Here is a 20,015-nt window from a genome sequence, read left to right as displayed (position 1 = left end):
TTATCAAAATGGATATTAAAAAATTAACTAAAAATTTTGGTGTTAAAATAACTAATTTTGATTGTTCCCAAACAATAAACAACAATGATTTAGAAATTTTGAAAAAAACTATTCAAGAAAGCCATTTCATATGTTTTAAAAACCAAGACTTAAATGGCAAAACTTTAGCAAAATTTACAAAAAACTTTGGTGATTTGGAAGCTTACCCAGAAAAGGATAAGACTAAGGGTAAGATAGAGATTTTTAATGTATCCAACGTTTCAGAAGATGGAAAACATCTTTCACCAAATGATCAAAGAGTTATATTACAAAAAAATAATTCAAGGTGGCATACTGATAGTTCATATAGATATCACCCAGCTTCTTTTTCTATTCTTTTTGGACAAGAAACTCTTCCTCAGGAAGCTATAGGTGGGCAAACAGAGTTTTCTAATATGTTGATTGCTTACGATAATCTTTCAGAAGAGAAAAAAACACTTCTACAACCACTTCATCAAGTGCATTCATATAATGACATAAGAAGGTTAGAACCAGGTCTTCCAGAGTTAACTCACGAAGAAAAATCAAATTTTCCACCTGTTACTCATCCCATTATTAGAGTTCATCCTGATAGAAGTTTTAAAAAATCTTTATATTTTACATCCAATACAAGCCTTGAAATTGGAGGAATGAGTTTAGAGAAAGGAAAAGAACTTCATGCATGGCTTGTTGATTACATAAGCCAATCTCAATTTTGTTATAAACATTCATGGGAAAAAAATGATCTGATAATGTGGGATAATAGAGTGTTACTTCATAGAGTTATACCTTACGATTATGCTAAATATAGAAGAGCGATGATTAGAGGGACTGTAGAAGGTAAAGTTCCAGTACTTGGCCCTTTTTCTAACGAAGTAAGAAAACTATCTAGTTAAACTATTTAAGTAAAATTAAAAGGGTATATAATGTTATTTCCTAATCTTAAATTAATATTTTTTTTGTTAATAACAATTTCATATACGGCTAGAAGTGAGCAAATCTCTGACAAAATTAATCCTGAAGTTTTTAATATTAACACTCAAAATAAAAATATTAAATTAAAAGAAGAACGAAAACCTGTAACTTCAGATAACTGGATGGTAGTAACTGCTAATCCACAGGCTTCAGTTGTAGCAGGGAAAATATTAGAAAAAGGCGGAACAGCAGTTGATGCTATGATATCAGCCCAGTTAGTTTTAGGCTTGGTAGAACCTGAATCATCAGGTCTGGGTGGAGGAGCATTTTTGGTCTACTTTGATAATAACAAAAAAGAAGTTATTACCCTAGACGGCCGAGAAACAGCTCCATTATTAGTTAAGGAAGATTTATTTCAAGATTCTAACGGTAATCCATTAAAATTTTTTGATGCTGTTGTTGGAGGAAAATCCGTTGGCACACCTGGAACCCCTGCTTTGTTAGAAGAATCTTATAAGAGATGGGGTAAAACTAAATGGTCTTTACTTTTTAAAGATGCGATTAATTTATCAAAAAATGGTTTTGTTATTTCTAAGAAACTGAGCTCATCAATTACAAGGAGCAAAAATTCCTTAAGTAAGTTTAAAAATACAAAGAAATATTTCTTACCTAATAATGTCCCTTTAAGGGCAGGTAGTATTCATATAAATAAAAATTATGCGGATACTCTTCTAGCTTTTGCAAACTCAGGTGCCAAGGTTTTTTATAACGGAGAAATTAGCAATGACATAATTTCATCTGTAAACAATGTTAAAATCAACCCAGGAAATCTATCTCATAAAGATCTACTTAATTATAAAGTAATAGAAAGAAAGCCAGTTTGTTCAAAGTATAGAAATTACGAAATATGTGGAATGGGACCACCCTCTTCAGGTGCGTTAACTATAAGTCAAATACTTGGGATGATAGAGCGATATAATATTTCAGAACTTGGACCTAATAATCCTGATACATGGAGAATAATAGGAGATGCCTCAAGACTAGCTTTTGCAGATAGAGACGCATACATAGCTGACACTGATTTTGTGTATGTTCCAATTAAAGAGTTAACTGATCAAACTTACATAAATAAACGTGCAAAGTTTTTAAATAGTAAAAATAAAATAGAGAAAGTTAAAGCTGGAAACTTAATTAGTAAGTCTTCTTCAAATTGGAACGAAGACATTTCCCTAGAGTTACCTTCTACATCACATATTTCAATTGTAGATAAATATGGAAATGCTCTATCTATGACATCAACGATTGAAAATGGATTTGGATCTAGGTTAATGACAAATGGTGGATTTTTGTTGAACAATGAGTTAACAGATTTTTCATTCAAATCATTTAAAAATGGTAAAAAAATAGCTAATAATATTGCCCCAGGCAAAAGGCCTAGGTCATCAATGGCCCCAACTATAATATTAAAAAATAATAAGCCAGTTTATATTTTAGGAAGCCCTGGTGGAAGCAATATAATTGGGTATGTTATAAATGCCGTAGTCTCTTTAATTGATTGGAAAATGAATGTTCAGGAAGCAGCATCAATTCCACATGGGATTAATAAATATGGAACTTACTATTTAGAAAAGAATACTTTTTTAAATGAGCTTCGCCCTTCATTAGAAGCAATGAATTACAAAGTTAAATTAAAAGAATTTTCATCTGGATTAAACATTATTCTTATTGATGATAAATTATATGGCGGCTCAGATCATAGAAGAGAAGGAATTGCCATTGGTAATTAGGATCATTGTTTGACATGTGTAAGCATCTCCTATTATTTTATTAGTACGTTTGAGTTATTGCTCATAAAATTTATGACTAAATCATATAAAGTTTAAAGGTGAATTTAATGAATAATATGAATAAAATATTTGGTTCTTTTAAATTTTCTTTTGTTCCACCTTTAATGATTTATCTAGCTGCAGGCGTATCAGGAATAACCAATATTGTTGGTCTGTTTTTTGTTAAAGAATATTTAGATTTATCTGCCGTTTTTTTAGCTGGGTTAGGTTTCTGGGTAGGTCTACCTTGGGTCTTGAAAATGCCTTTAGGCCATCTGGTAGACATCCTTTGGAAGTTTAAATCTGTTCTAGTCATTCTAGGTGCACTAGTCATGGCTACCAGTAGCATAATTATGTTTTGTCTTATTCAGTTTAAGTTAGAGATGGTAAATATACTGAATGCTGAAACATGGTTTGTTATTTCAGCCTTATTAGCTCCAATTGGGTTTGTTTTGCAAGATGTTGTTGCAGATGCAATGACTGTTGAGGCAGTTCCAAAAATTGATGATAATGGGAAGATAATAGATTTTAAAATTTTAAAGTCTTTAAATGTGTCCATGCAGTTATTAGGACGAGTTTCCATAATTTTTGGTACTGTATTAGTCTCAATACTTAACTTAATAGTGTTTTCAGACTCGTCCAAAATGACTGAATTAGAAAAAATCAGTGCTTATGGGGATATATATTTATATTCCTTAGTTGTTCCAATCATTTCAATATCAGGAATAATTTTAGCTTATTTTAATAAACAAAATAAACTAAAAACTCTTATTAGGAACGGAATGGAACCTTTAAAAGCTAAAAATATGATTTTTGTTATTCCTGAAATGACAAAGCCAAATTTACTAATCATAATAGGGTCAATCATTTTTGTTATTTTTACATTGGCAGTTGGAACGTCAAATATAAAATTTTCTCAAGAAATTGTTTTTGTCGGCTCATTTGCTATTATCTTATTTTTGCTGATTAAATTGTCCAAAGAACTGGATGCTAATGCAAAAAAAATGCTTCTAGGAACAGCTATTGTCATTTTTGCTTTTAGAGCAATGCCTGGTGTTGGCCAAGGAGGAAGTTGGTTTGAAATAGATGTCTTAAATTTTGACCAAGAGTTTTTATCATTACTTGGATTAATAGCTTCAATCTTAACCATTATAGGTATTTTTATCCTAAGACCTTTAATGGAAAAATCTTCAATGACTAAGCTCATTGTTATCCTTTCTATAGCAGGCTCATTTTTTATTCTCCCTTCAATTGCGATGTTTTATGGATTTCACGAATACACATCCAAACTTACAAATGGGCTTGTGGATGCCCGATTTATAGCAATCTTCAATACAGCACTGGAAAGTCCTTTAGGACAAGTTTCAATGATTCCAATTCTAGCCTGGATAGCACAATCTGCTCCAAGTCATCTAAAAGCAACATTTTTTGCGGTACTTGCAAGTTTTACTAACTTGGCACTTTCTGCAAGTAATTTAGGAACCAAGTATTTAAATGAAGTTTTTGTAATAACTCGTGAAGTCAAAACTAATAAAGGTGATATTAAAGTAGCAGAAGATTATTCTGAACTTGGTATACTATTAATTGTAGTATGTTTGTTAACTCTTATTATTCCAATACTAGTTACTTACATAATTAAAAAGATAAAGCTGTTATCTTATTAAATTTAGATAAGATAAACAACACTAACTATTCCTACAGAAGTTGATGCAGCTAAGCCTATTAAAAGAGGTTTTACTCCAAGTTTTACCATATTCTTAAGGTTAGTTTGTAAACCCAAAGCAACCATAGCAAAAAGTATGCAGTATATTGATATTTCTTTTGCAAATATAAGAGAATTTTTCCAGTGATTTATTAAACTAGTATCAGTGATTAATCCATCGCCAATAGTTCTTAAAAAAGAAAAAAAGATAAATCCGAAGACAAACAAAGGGAAAAAATCTTTAACTGATTTTTTTACATTCATGTCGTTATCTTTGTTGTAGAGATATGCAATAAGTGGAATTAAAATAATCAGAAAAGAATTTCTTAAAAGCTTAGTCGTCATCGCTGAATTCAAGGCCTCAGGACTATTGTATATCTCAGAATATATGACTCCAGCAGCACTTACTTGAGCTGTATCATGAATAGCTGTACCAAGAAAAGCACCTGCTAAATCTGGAGTTAAATCAAAATAATAATTAGCTAAATAAGGATATGTAAAAACTGCAATCATTCCAAATAAAGTGACTATACCAACAGCATAACTAGTTTCATTTTTATCAGATTTTATAATTGACGAGGTGGCTATAACTGCGGTAACTCCGCATATACAAGTCCCCATAATAATTAAATAACCTAAATTATTTGATACTTTAAAAAATTGACATAAATACTTTATTATTACGAATGCTATAATAATGTTAATAACAATCAAAAACAGAGAAATAGAGCCATAATTATATAGCTCAGTTAAACTAAGACTAAGTCCTAATAATGCGATACCAATTCTTAATAATTTTTTCAGTGAAAAATTTATAAAGGTCTCAATCTTTATATTTGAAGGAAAAAGGTTACCTACTAATAGTCCAAGTAAAATACATATGAAGGCTGCAGAAATTAAAATATTATTGTTGGATAAATATTTATTTAAAATTACAGAAAATAATACTAATGAAGAAACTAAGAGAAATCCAAAAAAATTTTCTTTTACAAAATTCATAGTTTTATACTCTATTAAATCGATATTAAAATTATATAACTAGAATATAAACTTTTAAAAAATTTATGCTATTTTTTTTCTTTTTCTTGAACTCTTTCAATCTTCTTAGTTGACATTATTTCAGTTATTTCTGATTTACTGCGGTTTAAATTTTTCTGGACCTGTTGAATATTTACATTTCTATACCCAACATGAACTATACCGTCATTTAAGACTTATATTTGATAACCAAACTTATATTCATACATTTAAACTCCAATTAATATAAATTAAAAATCAAAGTCGAAAATTTTATACCAAATTATAAATTAAGTTTTAATGTCGTGAGATGCGAATTTATATACAGATTTTTTTGTTAAAAAATATATGTAGTAATTCCTGTTCAAAAAAGGCTTGAAAACAGGGTTATTTATATTAAGTCCACCAGTAAATTCTCCAAAGGCCGGCATTATTATATGGTTTTCTGAGTGAATTAAACATTTCTCAGTGATTTGTTTTGAATTAATTTTAAGAGAAGCCACTGGATGAAAATGTCCTGAAATCTGATATTTTTTTTCTAAAACAGCCTCATGAAGAAAATGAATATCATCAACAATATAACGTTCATAGAATTTAATAAAAGCAGATTTCATTTTATTTTCATGGTTTCCAAGGACGAATATAATTTCATAATTTTCAACAAGACTATCAAAAATAGATTTAACTTTGGAAGACATCCTGTTTAAAGCACCTCTATCGTGAAAAGTGTCACCAAGCAGTATTATTGTTTGTACTTCATGTGTTTTGAGAAAATTAATAAGTTTTTTGAGTGTCTCTTCACTATCAAATGGGGGAACAAACTGCCCTGACGATGCAAAGCTAGATCCTTTTTCAAGATGCAAATCTGATACAATAGCAATTTTCTTTTCAAGCCAAAATAAAACACCGTCATTATTTATTTTGAATTCATGATTGTTAAAATTTATAACTTTCAATTTAAACCAACTTCATCCAACATTTCACTTTCTAGTTCCTCAAGAAAATATTCATTTACATCTGACTTGTTTATTGTTTGTCTATTAACCTCTAATACTAGTGGAATGCCTAATGGAGAAATCTGATCTAATTTTTTATAAATAATTTTGTTTTTAATTCTCTTTAAAAACTCGCTTAATCTATCTAAATCTATTAACCCTCTATAAGCATCATCTCGGGCTACTTGCAATAGAATATGATTTGGTTCATGTTTTTTTAAAACATTGAAAATTAAATCAGAATTAAATATAACTTGCTTCCCAGTTTTAACCTGTCCAGGTATTTTTCTTTCAATTAAACCAGAAATTATAGCTGCATCTCTAAAGTTTTTCTTTAATAGTGGTGTCTCTTCTAGCCACTCATACAAATCATCTAGCATTATATCTTCATTTAAAAGTATATTTATGTCCTCAACTTCATTCATTGACCATATTGCTAAAGCATATTCTGTTGCTACAAATCCAATTGGTTTATAACCCATTCGTTGCATTTTCTTAGAAACTAAAAAACCAAGTGTTTGATTTGCATTACGTCCCTCAAATGAATAAGAAATTAAAAAGAACCTTTTTTTATTATTAATTTTTCTTGGGAAGCTCTCTACTAACAGCCCTTTTTCGGATGGAATTGTTGAAAACTTAGATTGTAAACTAAGCCAATCTTTAATTTGTGAAGGAAATTCTTCCCATGATTTTTTATGATTTAATAATGTTCTCACCTCTAATGAAAGTTCAGAGCTTAAAGGCAACCTTCCTCCAGAGTATGATGGTATTTTGGGGTGTTGATCTTTAGTAGATTTTACTATGACATTATTTTCTTGTACATTTTGATATTCTAGTATTCTTCCTCCAAATAAAAAAGTGTCACCTTCATTTAATCCTTCTATAAACCACTCTTCAACCTGTCCTAAAGTTCTTCTACCTAATTTTACTTTAAGCATGTAAGATTCAACTATGGTACCAACGTTTAGCCTATATTTACTTCTTACTTTTGAAGATTGTATTGCATATAAATTTTCTTTATTAATTCCAATTTTAGAATAATGTTCATAATGTTTTAATGAATAACCACCATTTTTAACAAACTCCAAAACCTCTAAAAATTTATCTTTAGTTAAATTTCTGTAAGACCAAGAATTTTTAATCTCCAAGTAAAGTTCATCTAGCTGGAATGGATTGCTACAAGCTACACCTAAAATATGCTGAGCTAAAACATCTAAACTTCCTTTTTTTTCGGTGCTTCCATCAATAAGTTGCTTTTGTATTGAATTTATTGCTGAGATACATTCAAGATATTCAAACCTATTAGCTGGCACTAAAAGAGCTCTTGAGGGTTGATTAAATCTGTGATTACTTCTTCCAATACGCTGCAAAAACCTAGCTATACCCTTTGGGGAACCAATTTGGATAACTAAATCAACCTTACCCCAATCAATACCTAAATCTAATGAACTTGTTGCAACCACACAGTCTAATTCACCATGCGACATAAGATTTTCAACTTTACGCCTAATTTCTTTTTCTAAACTTCCATGGTGTATAGCTATTTTATAATTATCTTCATTTTCATGCCAAAGCTTATTAAATACAAGTTCTGCTTGAGCACGTGTATTAACAAAAATAATAGTTGTTGAAGACTTTTTAATTTCTTTATAAATATCTGCAATAGCATAACCTGCCATATGACCTGACCATGGAACCCTATTATTTGAAACTAATATATCAATATTAGGCTTAGATTTTTCTTCAATATTTATTATTTTAGCTTTCAGCTTTTGTGATAAAAAACTAAGTACTGAATCTTTATCTTTAATTGTTGCAGATAATCCTATTCTCTTACAATCTGGAGTTATAGAATTTAAACGTGACAGATTTAACGATAACAAATCCCCTCTTTTTGAATTTATCAAGCTATGGATCTCATCAACAATTAAGTATTTTAAATATTTAAAAAACTCGCTAGCTTTCGTATCAGCTAATAATAAAGCAAGTGACTCAGGAGTTGTCATAAGCATATGTGGTGGTTTTTGTTTTTGCCTATTTTTTTTATAACTTGAAGTATCGCCTGTCCTTGTTTCTACTATTATGTCAAGTCCTTGATCTTCAATTGGACTAGTTAAATTTCTGTGAACATCTACAGTCAAAGCTTTCAAAGGTGAAATATATAAAGTATGCAATTTATTATTAGGACTTTTATTTTCAATCAAATCCTCAAGTGATGGCAAAAAACCTGCTAAAGTTTTTCCTCCACCTGTTGGTGCAACTAATAATATATCAAAACCATTTTTTGAATGTTTTAAAGTCTCTAATTGATGATCATAAAAAGACCAATTATTTTTTTTTAACCAATTTTCTATAGGTTGAAGCTTTAAATTATCTAACATTGTTATATATTATGAAGATGAAATGGATTGATAAAAATTTGCATATAAAGCCAATAAATACACATATTGATCCTTTTAGGCCAGTAGAAAATGCCATTATAACTCATGGTCACGCTGATCACGCTAAGCCTGGTCATAAGAATGTATTAGCTACAAAAGAAACTATTGAAATAATGAAAATTAGATATGGTGAGAATTGCGCTGATCATTTCCAAGAACTTGAATTAAATCAGACACTGAATATTGATGAAGTTTCTATAACTTTTTTCCCAGCAGGTCATATTCTAGGAAGCGTACAAGTTTTAACTCAATTTAAAGGTGAAAAAATTAACTTCACAGGAGATTATAAAACTTCAAAAGATAAAACCTGCGTGAATTTTGAACCTGTGAAATGCCATACACTAGTTACTGAAGCAACATTTGGATTGCCTGTTTTTCAGCATCCAGATGAAAAAAAAGAAATTAACAAACTCTTACACTCATTATATTTATTTCCTGAAAGACCTCACCTTGTCGGCGTGTATGCATTAGGTAAGGCACAAAGAGTTATTAGTTTGTTAAGACAACAAGGTTATAACAAAAATATTTTTATTCATGGTTCACTTGAAAAACTTTGTAATTATTATCAAGCAAATAACGTCAACCTCGGTAAATTATCTAAAGTAAGCTTAATTAATAAAAACGATTATAACGGTGAAATAATTCTTGCCCCACCCTCAGCCATTAAAAATATTTGGTCTAGAAAATTTGAAGACCCTATAATAAGTCAAGCTTCCGGATGGATGTCTATAAAACAAAGAGCCAAGCAAAGTTTAGTAGAGCTTCCTTTAATTATATCTGATCATGCAGATTGGAATGAGTTAACAAACTACATAAAAATTTCAGAAGCCGAAAATGTATATGTTACTCACGGAAGAGAGGAGGCAATAGTCCATTGGTGTAAAAAAAATAATATTAACGGTTTAGCTTTATCTTTATCTGGAAGAGAAGATGAGGAAGAACTGTGAAAGATTTTAGTGAGTTAATAAATAAATTATTATTAACACCGTCAAGAAATAGAAAAATTCAAATCTTGTCGGACTACTTTTCTAATACTCCTGATCCAGAAAGAGGTTATACTCTTGCTATACTTACAAACAGTTTAGAATTAAGAAATATCCCTATTTCAAAAATAAAAGAAATTATTTGCGAAAATGTTGATAAAGATTTGTTTGCATTATCTTATGATTATGTGGGTGATTTAGCAGAAACAATTTCACTTATTTGGCCTTACCATAAAAAAGGTGACTTACCGAGTATTTCAGAAATAGTTAATATTTTAAAAAATATAAAAAAGGATCAAATCAGACCAACTCTTGAAAATTTTTTATCTATTGCGAACGATACTGAACGATGGGCCCTCATTAAGTTAATCAGTAGTGGACTTAGAATTGGTGTTTCTTCAAGGCTTACTAAAACTGCGTTAGCAAACTTTAGTAATAAGAATTTAGATGACATTGAAAGAATTTGGCATGGTTTAGAACCTCCTTATGAAAATCTGTTTGAATGGTTATCTAACAAAGCAGATATTCCAGAAATAGATTTGACTAAAACCTTCCACCCAATGATGCTATCTAATCCAATAATAAATAATGATTTTAGTAGTCTTATTCCTAATGATTACGTTGCCGAATGGAAATGGGATGGGATAAGAGTTCAAATTATTTTAAATAAAAATGAAGTAAAGATTTTTTCACGTACGGGAGATGATATTAGCCTGTCTTTCCCAGAAATTGAAAACAACCAATATAAAATGGTTATTCTTGACGGAGAACTATTAGTTGGAAAAAACTATGTACCAATGAGTTTTAACTCACTCCAACAAAGAATTAACAGAAAAAAAGTAAGCAAGAAACATTTGATTGATTATCCTGCCTTTATAAAGCTCTATGATATTTTATTTTTAGATAATATAGATTTAAGAGATGTACTATGGAAACTTAGACGAAAAAAATTAGAAGAATGGTTTTTGACAAACAAAAATCAATATTTTGATTTATCTGAAGTTATTAAATTTACAGAGTGGAAAGAATTAGAAAATATAAAAAAATTTAAAATCATTGATGAAGAACATGAAGGGATAATGATTAAAAGAATAAAAAGCCCCTATATATCAGGAAGGCCAAAGGGTCATTGGTTTAAATGGAAAAAAGAACCTAAAACAGTCGACGCAATTTTAATGTATGCTGTACGCGGTCATGGTAAGAGAAGTTCATATTATTCAGATTTTACACTTGGGTTATGGCAAGGTAACGAAATATTGCCAATATGTAAGGCATATTTTGGATTTAGTGATTTAGAACTGAAGACTCTTGATAAGTTTGTTAGAAATAACACTTCAAAAAAATATGGACCTGTAAGAGAAGTAGAAAAAACATTTGTCATAGAAATAGCGTTTGACTCTGTGAATTACAGCAAACGTCATAAATCTGGTGTTGCGTTAAGATTTCCACGTATCAAAAGATTAAGAGAAGACAAACCTGTACAAGAAGTATTGCAATTATCTCAATTTAAATTAGATTTTGGTTTGGACGCAAAATAAAAAATAATTATAGAAATGAAATGAATGAAATATTTAGACATTATAGTAGAAAACTCCATAGCTAATATTTGTTTGAAACGTTCACCCATAAATGCCTTTAGTATAGATTTCCTTAATGAAATTATAATTGCTTTAAAAGAAGTAAATGAAAATAAAAACGTACTAGCTGTAATGATAAGCAGCTCTATACCAAATATATTTTGCGCTGGTCTGGATTTAGATATCTTAATAGATAAACCAATATTGGAAGTACGAAAATTTCTTGAATTATTATATATAAAACTTTGGGACACTCAGTACAATATGAGCAAGCCTACAATTGCTGTTATTGATGGAGCTGCAAGAGGTGGAGGAATGACGTTAGCAATTTCATGCGATATCGTCATTGCTTCTGACAAAACTTCATTTGGATACCCTGAAATTGACTTGGGTTTACTACCCGCAATTCACTTTAATCATTTGCCAAAAATAGTTGGGCGTTATCGTGCTTTTGATTTACTCTTTAGTGGCCGTAAGTTTGATGCAGATGAAGCATTATCAATGGGTTTAATCAATAAAAAGGTTCCACAAGAAAATTTGTTAGATGAAGCAACAAAGTTAGCTACTACATTTACCAATAAATCTCCTACGGCCATTAAATTAGGAAGAGCTGCTTTTATGCGTACTAATGACCTTGATTACAGAAGAGGAGTCGCAAATGCTGTTGAAGATTTCTGCAACGTAGCAATGACACCAGATGCTCAAGAAGGGCTTAAAGCTTTCTTAGAAAAAAGAAAACCAAACTGGAAGTAAATAAATATTACTTTGGTGTGAATATATTTATTCCTTCACTATTTTTAACATTTCCTGAAACACCTAAGAAGTCTTCAGTAGTCATTTTTAACATTAAATCAATGTCGTTAGATGTATTTGCAATAAAACGACTATCATCTTCTAATCTGCCAAAGATAATTCCAAATGAGGGTCCTTCACGATCATGGATAATTGTATAAGTTTCTATAACTGCCTTCCCACTTGCAAACTCTGTGAAAGAGGGTCCTTTTTTAGAATTAATTTCAGCTTGATATATACTTGGGTTTTTGGGAGAAAATTGTTTATCAATCGGTTCAGTTGAATAAATACCAGCTGATTGTTTTGTAATATAGTTTCCATTAGCAGTAATTAGGCCTTTACTACCTGGACGAGATCTTACTTTGTCAATCATCTCGGCAATAGAATGAGTTACATAATTATTACCTGGACCTCCAAAATAAGGTAACCCTCCTGTAATAGTTAAACCTCTTGGGTCATCTTGTGAAATTTCCATTTCATTGCATGCAATCTCAACAGCAGAAGGAAAACAACTATATAGATCTATCAGGTCAATATCATCTATCGTACAATCAGCCATTTCAAATGTCTCACGAGCAACAACTGACATCGCAGGAGATGAATAAAAATTAATACGGTCACTTAAAAACCAATGGTCATAGGCATCAGCACAACCATGAAGATACACCCATTTATCTCTTGGGATGTTTAACTCTTTTGCTTTTGCTACAGATGTTAAAATAAGTGCCGCAGATTGGTCAATAAAAGCATTAGAATTCATAAGCTTAGTATATGGGAAACCTATATATGGATTGTCAGAGTTTACTGAAGCAATTTCATTTGCTGAAAAACTTTGTCTTCTATCAGCTAGAGGGTTATTTGCAGCAATTGATGCAAACTTAGAAAACAACTTACCCATTGCAAGAGAATGATCTTCGATTGAGCGGTTTTCATTCCCACGAATAGCATTTTCTATCATAGGATAAGCAAATATAGCACCAGCCATGCCATGTCGATCCTCAATATTTGACCAACCTCTTTTATCTATACCCCATTCTTTAAATTGATCTCCAATATCTTCATCCCAATTAAGTTTTGTTTTTTTTCTTTGGGCATTTTTTTGAGTTGCTAACGCCTCTCCGCCAGCGATCATCCCAATTTCCATTTCACCACGAGCAATCATTTCAAACATTCTGTTTACGCACCATTGGGGCATATTACCTCCAGGATGAGTATAAATATGATGTTTAACGTTTTCTGCACCTAGACGATTAGCTAATGAAAGCGGTGGATTTGAATATTTTCCAAAGGGACATTTAAAACGCCAACTGGTATCAGAAAAAGAACGAATTAAAACCATTGTGTCTATCGACTTTAAAAGAGTATCTCCTGCTCCTGTATCCTCAATTGCTTTCCTTGCTGCTGCAGCAGTAAGGTCTATGGGTGAAAGAGCTCTTTCCACATCAGGTTCGCGTTGTGTTATTTGTCCACTTCCAACTAAAATTGGTATTTTTGTTTCATCCATTTGAAATTTCTTTTTAAAAAATAATCTTAATTGGTTTGAATCAAATAAATTTAAATCTTTTAGTGTTAGATGTAAAAGAATACCAAGTTTAAAGTGATACTATCATTTCCTTTATTATACTCACAACCTTTTCAGGTTGTTCAGCACATGGTATGTGGCCAGCCTCTTCAATTATCTCAAATTTTGCACCCGGTATTATTTTAGCAGTTCCTTCTACAAGTTCCGGAGGAGTTGCCCCATCCTGTCTACCTACAACGCAAGTTGTTGGCACAGAAATAGAAGGAGCTTTGTCTGTAAAATCAGCATCACGAATAGCCATACCAGTACCTATGTAACCTTCTAGAGGTGTTCTAGTAAACATAGCTTCATATCCACGTAAATCTACTTGCCTATTCTTATGAAAATTTGGTGAAAACCAACGTTGCATGTTACCTTCTAAAAGAGCTTCTAGACCTCCTTCACGAGCAATAGCAATACGATCATTCCACATTTGTTCATTACCAATTTTAGCTGCCGTATCACAAAGGATTAATCCTTGAACTAAATCTGGTCGTTTGTGATACACACCTTGAACTATAAGCCCACCCACAGAAAGACCAACTAACACTGCTTCTGAAATTTTAAGGTGATCCATCAAATCTATAAGATCAGCAACATGATCATCAATTACATAAGGTGAATTCCCAAGACCAGAAAGTCCATGCCCCCTTTTATCATATGTGAGTATGCTGTAATCATTGGATAAGTTTTCTACACAACTTTCCCAAATACGAAAATCTGTTCCTAACGAATTAGAAAAAACTACAGTTGGCTTGTTTACACCATTATTGATATAATTGAAGTGTATTGATATGTCATTTATTTTGGCAAAGTTCATAGTATATCCCTCATATTTTTATTAAAATACGTCTGTCTAACTTATAATATATTACAATCGAATACAAAAAATCTTTAATATGATCAATATAACGTTACAACAATTTTAATCAATTCCTTTGAAACACCTCAAATATCTTAAGAGATAATATGAAATATCAGAGTTCAAAGATTATATCTTTGGTGTGTATTCCTCAAACGTCTATCCTGCCCATATAAAGAAGAGCAGGAAAAGGTTGTTTATCATTATCTGTCAACTTGGAAGCCTGAGGCAGGTTCTAGAAACCAAACCTTTGACGCATGGTTCCTGTTTTAAAAGCGTGCGCTTATATATTCATTAATTAAAATTGTATTGATTTCAAAATGTAAAACAAGTAATAGTGAATTATTAGTAATTATTGGGTTTTATTATGGCACGACGCAATACCATCCGATTTGGGGATTACATCCAAGCGATGTCAATCGACAGTCAAAAGATACCATTCCAAGAATTAATGCCTGAGCCATTGTTTGATCGTCATGGCAAAGAACATCCGCAACCTGTACCGAAAATGAAATTAGGTGGCGGTGATGTATTAAAAATTCTCCAACCGTATTTGTCCACTCGGTTCATTGATCAAGCACGTGCGGTTGTGCCACTGGCCCTTTATTTGGCCCTCTTTCAATATCTTGTGCTGCAAACACCTGTTATGGATGCAAGCATCATTGCAGGCGGATTGTTTGCGGTCATGATTGGCTTGATGATGTTTATGGAAGGGTTGAAGCTTGGGCTTATGCCATTTGGTGAGATCATTGGTAATACTTTGCCTCGTAAACTACCGTTGCCCGGCGTCTTATGTATCGCATTCTTATTGGGAATTGGTGTAACTTTTGCAGAGCCTGCGATTGGTGCATTACAGGTGGCTGGATCTATCGTTGATCCTGAAAAGGCACCTTATCTATTTACCCTCTTAAATGATCGCTCAGGGGCAACTGTTTTACTTGTTGGACTTGGCGTTGGTTTGGCGGCCGTTCTAGGAACGGTCAGGTTCTTACGTGGTTGGAGTTTGAAGCCAATGATTTTTATGAGCGTCTTGCCAACTTTGATTTTGAGCGTCATCGCTTTTATGGACCCTGAGCTGACTAAAATTGTCGGTTTAGCTTGGGACTGTGGTGCGGTTACCACCGGTCCAGTTACAGTGCCTTTAGTCCTTGCGCTTGGTATCGGTGTCGCGTCGGCAGCCGGTAAAGGTGCAGATTCTTCTTTGTCCGGCTTTGGTATTGTTACACTGGCATCTGTATTCCCAATTCTTGGTGTATTGTTGTTGAGCTTTTACACAGCCTATACAGTTCCACCGGAACTCATCATCGAGAAGGCAGCTGAAATCAAATTGGCAGCGCAATCAGCAACCTCTCAGCCACAGTGGTACGAAGCAACACCTTGGACTGAAGTTATATTGGGTGTGCGAGCTATTGTACCGTTGGTGATTTTCTTGGCAGTGGTGCTGTTAGTAATTTTGCGTGAGAAGCTGAAAAATGCATTCATTACCTACTACGGGATTATTCTCGCAGTGGTCGGAATGTGTATATTTAACATCGGCTTGACTTATGGTTTAGCGAAGCTTGGAGATCAATCAGGCGGATTGATAGCAGGTGCATTTACGTCAATTGATGCAATCACGGCGAGCCCGCTATATAGCGTTACTGTCGGTGTCGGGATCGCAGGTCTATTTGCTTGGGTATTAGGTCTTTCTGCAACACTTGCAGAGCCTGCTCTAAACGCCCTTGGAATGACAGTGCAGAATTTGACCAACGGTGCTTTTAAAAAATCTATGTTAATGTTTGCGGTCGCTTTTGGCGTTGCCACCGGTATCATGCTGGGTGTTCTGAAGCTTATTTACGGGTTTCATATTATGTACATCTTAATACCGGGCTACACACTCGGGCTAATACTAACCCTGTTGTCAACAGAAGAATTCGTGAATGTTGGCTGGGATTCAGCCGGTGTGACAACCGGTCCTGTGACTGTGCCATTGGTTCTTGCGATGGGCCTTGGATTTGGCAATGCGCTTGGATCAACTGATGGCTTTGGTATTTTGGCAGCAGCCTCAATTTGTCCTATTGTTGCGGTTTTGACACTGGGTATTTATGTTCAATTTAAAATAAAACTAGAGGAACGCCGCGTTGCTCGTGAAGGAGAGATGGAATGAAACGTTCATTTACGACATTAACAGAAGCAACACTTATTACGGCAGTTGTGCAACATGGTTATGGCGAGATCATTACTGATGCTTTACTGGAGGTGGGTATTCAAGGATCAACTGTGCATGGGGCAATGGGTGTAGGAATTCGCGAGCGTTTAGGTGCTCTTGGCGTAGCTGTCGATGCCGAACGTGATGTCGTCAATGTGATGGTTTCAAGTGACGAAGTTGACAGAGTTTTTGAGCGAGTTTTCTTGGCTGGCAAGTTAGACACACCTGGTATGGGCTTTATGTACGCAACGCCTCTAATGCAGGCTGCCACCTACGTTCCGCCATCTATCCTTTCTAAATATTCAGGTACCTGAGATGGCGTTTTCTGAAGTTAAAACTGATCCAACCTTGGACTACCTTGATTATACTTGGCTTATCTCAGGTATATTATATGAGGGTGGAACTGATAACTTAATCCCCGAGCTTATGAATCGTGGTATAAATGAAGTTTACTTTTATAATGTAGCTGGCACGATGATTGGACAGAAAACTGTGGCGGGTGTTTCAGGCTCTTTTGATGTTGAGCAATTCCATGTTGTTGTAACAGCTGACCAAGCTGAAAACATATTTGATTTTATTTATCGCTTCTGCCACTTGTCCGAGCCGAATAAAGGAATGATTTACATGAATAAACTGATGCAATCAACTAAACATACAATCCCAGAACTCGATCACGCCGAGTTTGATGAAATTACAGAATGATAGGTGACACCATGGCAAACAAAACCGATTTAATAGCTGAAAATAAATTGAATATTCGTAAGAACCGACGCAAGATTTTTGAGCTGGATGCAGAAGTGTCGACAACATATGCCGAGCTTATGTTGTTACTTGCAGACATTGAAGAAAATCGTGCGTTACTGCAACGAAACTACACCTCAGCCTTTATGGGTAATAGGTCAATCGCGATTGATAACGTCAATGATCTGTATAGTTGTCGAATTGCAATGCTTGAAGCTTTGGATCCATCTTCTGACGTTGAGGCCAATTTCAAGGTACGGATGTTGAACCAAGTTCGGATTGAGCAGCTTGAAAAGCGCTCTGATCTAAACGATACCCTACGCGATATTGCTGCAAAAATGATTGAAGTTAATGTAATGCTGCAGTCTGTTAACGGTCTGATTACTGAGGCTAACGAGACAGTCGTCGATGAGGGAGATACGATGATTTCTGAGAATGCTGAGTGGGCCGATGGATCCGTTGCTAAGCAAATGACTAAAGCTACACCAAATGCGAATTCACAAAGTGTGGTATCGAATACAGAGCGTTTACAAAAACTGCTTGAGCGAGCAAATATAGCAGAGAAAGAGGCTACTGGTTTGGTTCATCGCGTTGAGAAAGATACCAAAGGCATCTTAGAACTTGGTGATGACATTGCCAACCGGCGTGAACGTATTCAAGCAGATCGTGAGCGTGTTGTTGCAAACCAGAGACGTACTGCGGACCTGCTTATTAAATTAAAATAAGAATAATCTTATAATTTTAATGATATAGTGGAAAAATCATTAAGAAATGTTGCTGTCTCTATAGACCCGCCACTATTTCTTTAGAAATTGCTTGCGGCCTTGTTATGGACAAAAGCGTTCGGGCTTCCTGACGTCGACCATCGTGGACTAAGCACGCTGCCAAAGAGTAGTCAATAAGATCGCGTTGCGCATTAGAACCACCAATACGAGCGTGATCACGCATAGCATTGCAGAATTGTTCGGCGGCAATGCCCCAATTTTCGTCCTCCATCTCCCTATACCCTATCGCAAGCGTCTTGGTTAGATCGCTTACTGGCCCATCAGCGCAGTCGATTATGACTTCAAGTGCGTCTCGATTCCCACTACGTGCGTGAGCAATAGCAGCGTGGAGATCAGCAAATCCTAGACCAGGCTTTGGAAATTTTGCAAGCGCATATGCACTTAGTTTTTTCCAACGTTCGACAGGAACTTTTAAGCCCGCAAGTTCTGCGCGAAACAACAATGCTGCAGTATCCGTCATGACATTGAGTGGTGGACCTTGACTTCGTTCTGGTGAAATATTGATATCCAAGACATGCCACATCTTATCAAAATCACCGGTTTCCAAAGACCAAAGACCGACGTGCCAGTATATGTGATTGTACAGCGTTGCTGATGGATCGTAATTCTCACACCAGTTTGTTAAGTAGTTAAGCCCTTCTTTATCTTCCATATTTTCATAATAGAGATGAGCACGAATATGCGCTGTATGCGCACTTTTTGGATTGGCAGCCATCGCAGCCTCTATATTGGCTTGCGCCGCAACGAGCTGCCCCACTTCCAACTGGGCAAACGCCAATTGAGTGCGAAACCACCAGTTATCGCCATAATGTTGCGACAAACGAGAAATGAAAGCAAGTTGTTCAGCTTCACGTCCGGGTAAACCAGAAAAACCGATCAAGCCAAAGACACTTGTGCACATCTGCGCAATCATTACATCTGCAGGCCATTTCTCTACATGTTCATAAACTGCAATTCGTGCTGCTGCAGCCTTACCTTCCAAAAGTAAAGCTGATGCATTGATGTGAGAACGCTCTCTTGTGCTCAAGCCTGACGCTAGTGCTCGGGCTTGCCCAAGACTTGCCTTAACACGGTCAGGTTGGGCTAGTAACTGCATGTTGCGAGCAAGACCAATATGTGCAAGTGCAAAGCCCTCATCAGCATTAATAGCAGCTTCAAACGAGTCAGAAACTCTTGGCTCTGCACCAAGGAATCTGCTGATACCCAAGTCGTAAGCGTCGCGAGCCTCAACAGAACGTGTTCCAACAGGATTTCCATATGCGTCATTAAGCATGTCGTATACCTCTAAATACCTTATTTATCATATTAAATTCGTGAGCAAGTAGATAAAAATCAATATTAGATGAAAAAATGGCAAAAATTGCTCTTGAATGATATTGACTGTTTAAAGCTTGAGTACGCATTTATTTCTTACTCTCTTATGTACACTATATAATAAATATTAGTATACATCTATTATACAAATGATATTTATTATGTTGCTGGATCAAGAATTTATTAAGATATAAATTTTATTCTAATAAAAAAAGATTTTAAAATATAAATTTAGTTTTGTTTCTATTCATTGATAAAAAACTGATCTAAACAAAAGCTTAAAAAAGATTTTTGTAAA

At 34.0% G+C, this 20,015-nt stretch carries 16 protein-coding genes; 10 read left to right on the top strand and 6 right to left on the bottom strand.

All coding sequences use genetic code 11. From position 1 onward, the window contains the following. Positions 1–8 precede the first annotated feature (8 nt). The 3 genes from ABXT66_RS04320 (at position 9) to ABXT66_RS04310 (ending at position 4,423) form a co-directional block, all read left to right on the top strand. Positions 9–914: a TauD/TfdA dioxygenase family protein gene (locus ABXT66_RS04320; RefSeq protein ID WP_443644428.1), complete on the top strand. Its 906-nt coding sequence runs from the start codon at positions 9–11 to the stop codon at positions 912–914. A gap of 30 nt (positions 915–944) precedes the next feature. After that, entirely contained in the window at positions 945–2,720 is a 1,776-nt protein-coding gene (gene ggt, locus ABXT66_RS04315; RefSeq protein ID WP_443644427.1) for a gamma-glutamyltransferase, read from the top strand. A 107-nt stretch (positions 2,721–2,827) separates the two neighbouring features. After that, positions 2,828–4,423 (top strand): hypothetical protein, encoded by a 1,596-nt coding sequence (locus ABXT66_RS04310; RefSeq protein ID WP_443644426.1) that lies wholly within the window; start codon positions 2,828–2,830, stop codon positions 4,421–4,423. A gap of 2 nt (positions 4,424–4,425) precedes the next feature. On the opposite strand, the gene ABXT66_RS04305 is transcribed toward ABXT66_RS04310, so the two are convergent. From ABXT66_RS04305 to ABXT66_RS04295, 3 genes are all read right to left on the bottom strand, one after another. Then, a complete protein-coding gene (locus ABXT66_RS04305) occupies positions 4,426–5,460 on the bottom strand; it encodes a YeiH family protein (RefSeq protein WP_443644425.1) in 1,035 nt (344 codons plus the stop codon). Between the two features lie 308 nt (positions 5,461–5,768). After that, the gene (gene pdeM / locus ABXT66_RS04300) at positions 5,769–6,434 is read right to left on the bottom strand and encodes a ligase-associated DNA damage response endonuclease PdeM (RefSeq protein ID WP_443644424.1); all 666 of its coding nucleotides are present in this window, start codon (positions 6,432–6,434) and stop codon (positions 5,769–5,771) included. Further along, entirely contained in the window at positions 6,431–8,854 is a 2,424-nt protein-coding gene (locus ABXT66_RS04295; RefSeq protein ID WP_443644423.1) for a ligase-associated DNA damage response DEXH box helicase, read from the bottom strand. Before ABXT66_RS04295 ends, pdeM begins: the two co-directional genes overlap by 4 nt. A gap of 17 nt (positions 8,855–8,871) precedes the next feature. Between ABXT66_RS04295 and ABXT66_RS04290 the strand changes: the two genes are divergently transcribed. From ABXT66_RS04290 to ABXT66_RS04280, 3 genes are read left to right on the top strand one after another with little or no spacing between them, the layout of a single operon-like run. Then, entirely contained in the window at positions 8,872–9,861 is a 990-nt protein-coding gene (locus ABXT66_RS04290) for a ligase-associated DNA damage response exonuclease (protein ID WP_443644724.1), read from the top strand. Next, entirely contained in the window at positions 9,858–11,435 is a 1,578-nt protein-coding gene (locus ABXT66_RS04285; protein ID WP_443644422.1) for a cisplatin damage response ATP-dependent DNA ligase, read from the top strand. Before ABXT66_RS04290 ends, ABXT66_RS04285 begins: the two co-directional genes overlap by 4 nt. 24 nt (positions 11,436–11,459) lie before the next feature. After that, positions 11,460–12,227: an enoyl-CoA hydratase/isomerase family protein gene (locus tag ABXT66_RS04280; protein ID WP_443644421.1), complete on the top strand. Its 768-nt coding sequence runs from the start codon at positions 11,460–11,462 to the stop codon at positions 12,225–12,227. A gap of 7 nt (positions 12,228–12,234) precedes the next feature. Here ABXT66_RS04280 and ABXT66_RS04275 read toward each other — a convergent pair whose 3' ends face one another. Both ABXT66_RS04275 and pcaD read right to left on the bottom strand, forming a co-directional pair. Beyond that, positions 12,235–13,770: an acetyl-CoA acetyltransferase gene (locus tag ABXT66_RS04275; RefSeq protein WP_443644420.1), complete on the bottom strand. Its 1,536-nt coding sequence runs from the start codon at positions 13,768–13,770 to the stop codon at positions 12,235–12,237. Between the two features lie 88 nt (positions 13,771–13,858). Continuing rightward, positions 13,859–14,647, bottom strand: a complete 789-nt coding sequence (gene pcaD, locus ABXT66_RS04270; RefSeq protein ID WP_443644419.1) for a 3-oxoadipate enol-lactonase — start codon at positions 14,645–14,647, stop codon at positions 13,859–13,861. 409 nt (positions 14,648–15,056) lie between these two features. Between pcaD and ABXT66_RS04265 the strand changes: the two genes are divergently transcribed. Genes ABXT66_RS04265 through ABXT66_RS04250 form a run of 4 tightly spaced genes read left to right on the top strand, consistent with a single transcriptional unit; the run spans position 15,057 to position 18,343 of the window. Further along, positions 15,057–16,835: a DUF1538 domain-containing protein gene (locus ABXT66_RS04265; RefSeq protein WP_443644418.1), complete on the top strand. Its 1,779-nt coding sequence runs from the start codon at positions 15,057–15,059 to the stop codon at positions 16,833–16,835. After that, positions 16,832–17,191, top strand: coding sequence for a P-II family nitrogen regulator (locus ABXT66_RS04260; RefSeq protein WP_443644417.1), 360 nt, complete (start codon positions 16,832–16,834; stop codon positions 17,189–17,191). The genes ABXT66_RS04265 and ABXT66_RS04260 overlap by 4 nt, the downstream gene beginning before the upstream one ends. Position 17,192: 1 nt before the next feature. Then, positions 17,193–17,579 (top strand): hypothetical protein, encoded by a 387-nt coding sequence (locus ABXT66_RS04255; protein WP_443644416.1) that lies wholly within the window; start codon positions 17,193–17,195, stop codon positions 17,577–17,579. An 11-nt stretch (positions 17,580–17,590) separates the two neighbouring features. After that, complete coding sequence (locus ABXT66_RS04250; protein WP_443644415.1) at positions 17,591–18,343, top strand: hypothetical protein; 753 nt, start codon at positions 17,591–17,593, stop codon at positions 18,341–18,343. Positions 18,344–18,401: 58 nt separating this feature from the next. Here ABXT66_RS04250 and ABXT66_RS04245 read toward each other — a convergent pair whose 3' ends face one another. Next, the gene (locus ABXT66_RS04245; RefSeq protein ID WP_443644414.1) at positions 18,402–19,676 is read right to left on the bottom strand and encodes a tetratricopeptide repeat protein; all 1,275 of its coding nucleotides are present in this window, start codon (positions 19,674–19,676) and stop codon (positions 18,402–18,404) included. Positions 19,677–20,015 lie beyond the last annotated feature (339 nt).

The sequence above is a fragment of the Candidatus Levibacter sp. Uisw_134_01 genome, assembly GCF_047717795.1.
Taxonomy (GTDB): domain Bacteria; phylum Pseudomonadota; class Alphaproteobacteria; order Puniceispirillales; family Marisalimonadaceae; genus Marisalimonas.
This window is presented reverse-complemented; position numbering and strand designations above follow the sequence as displayed.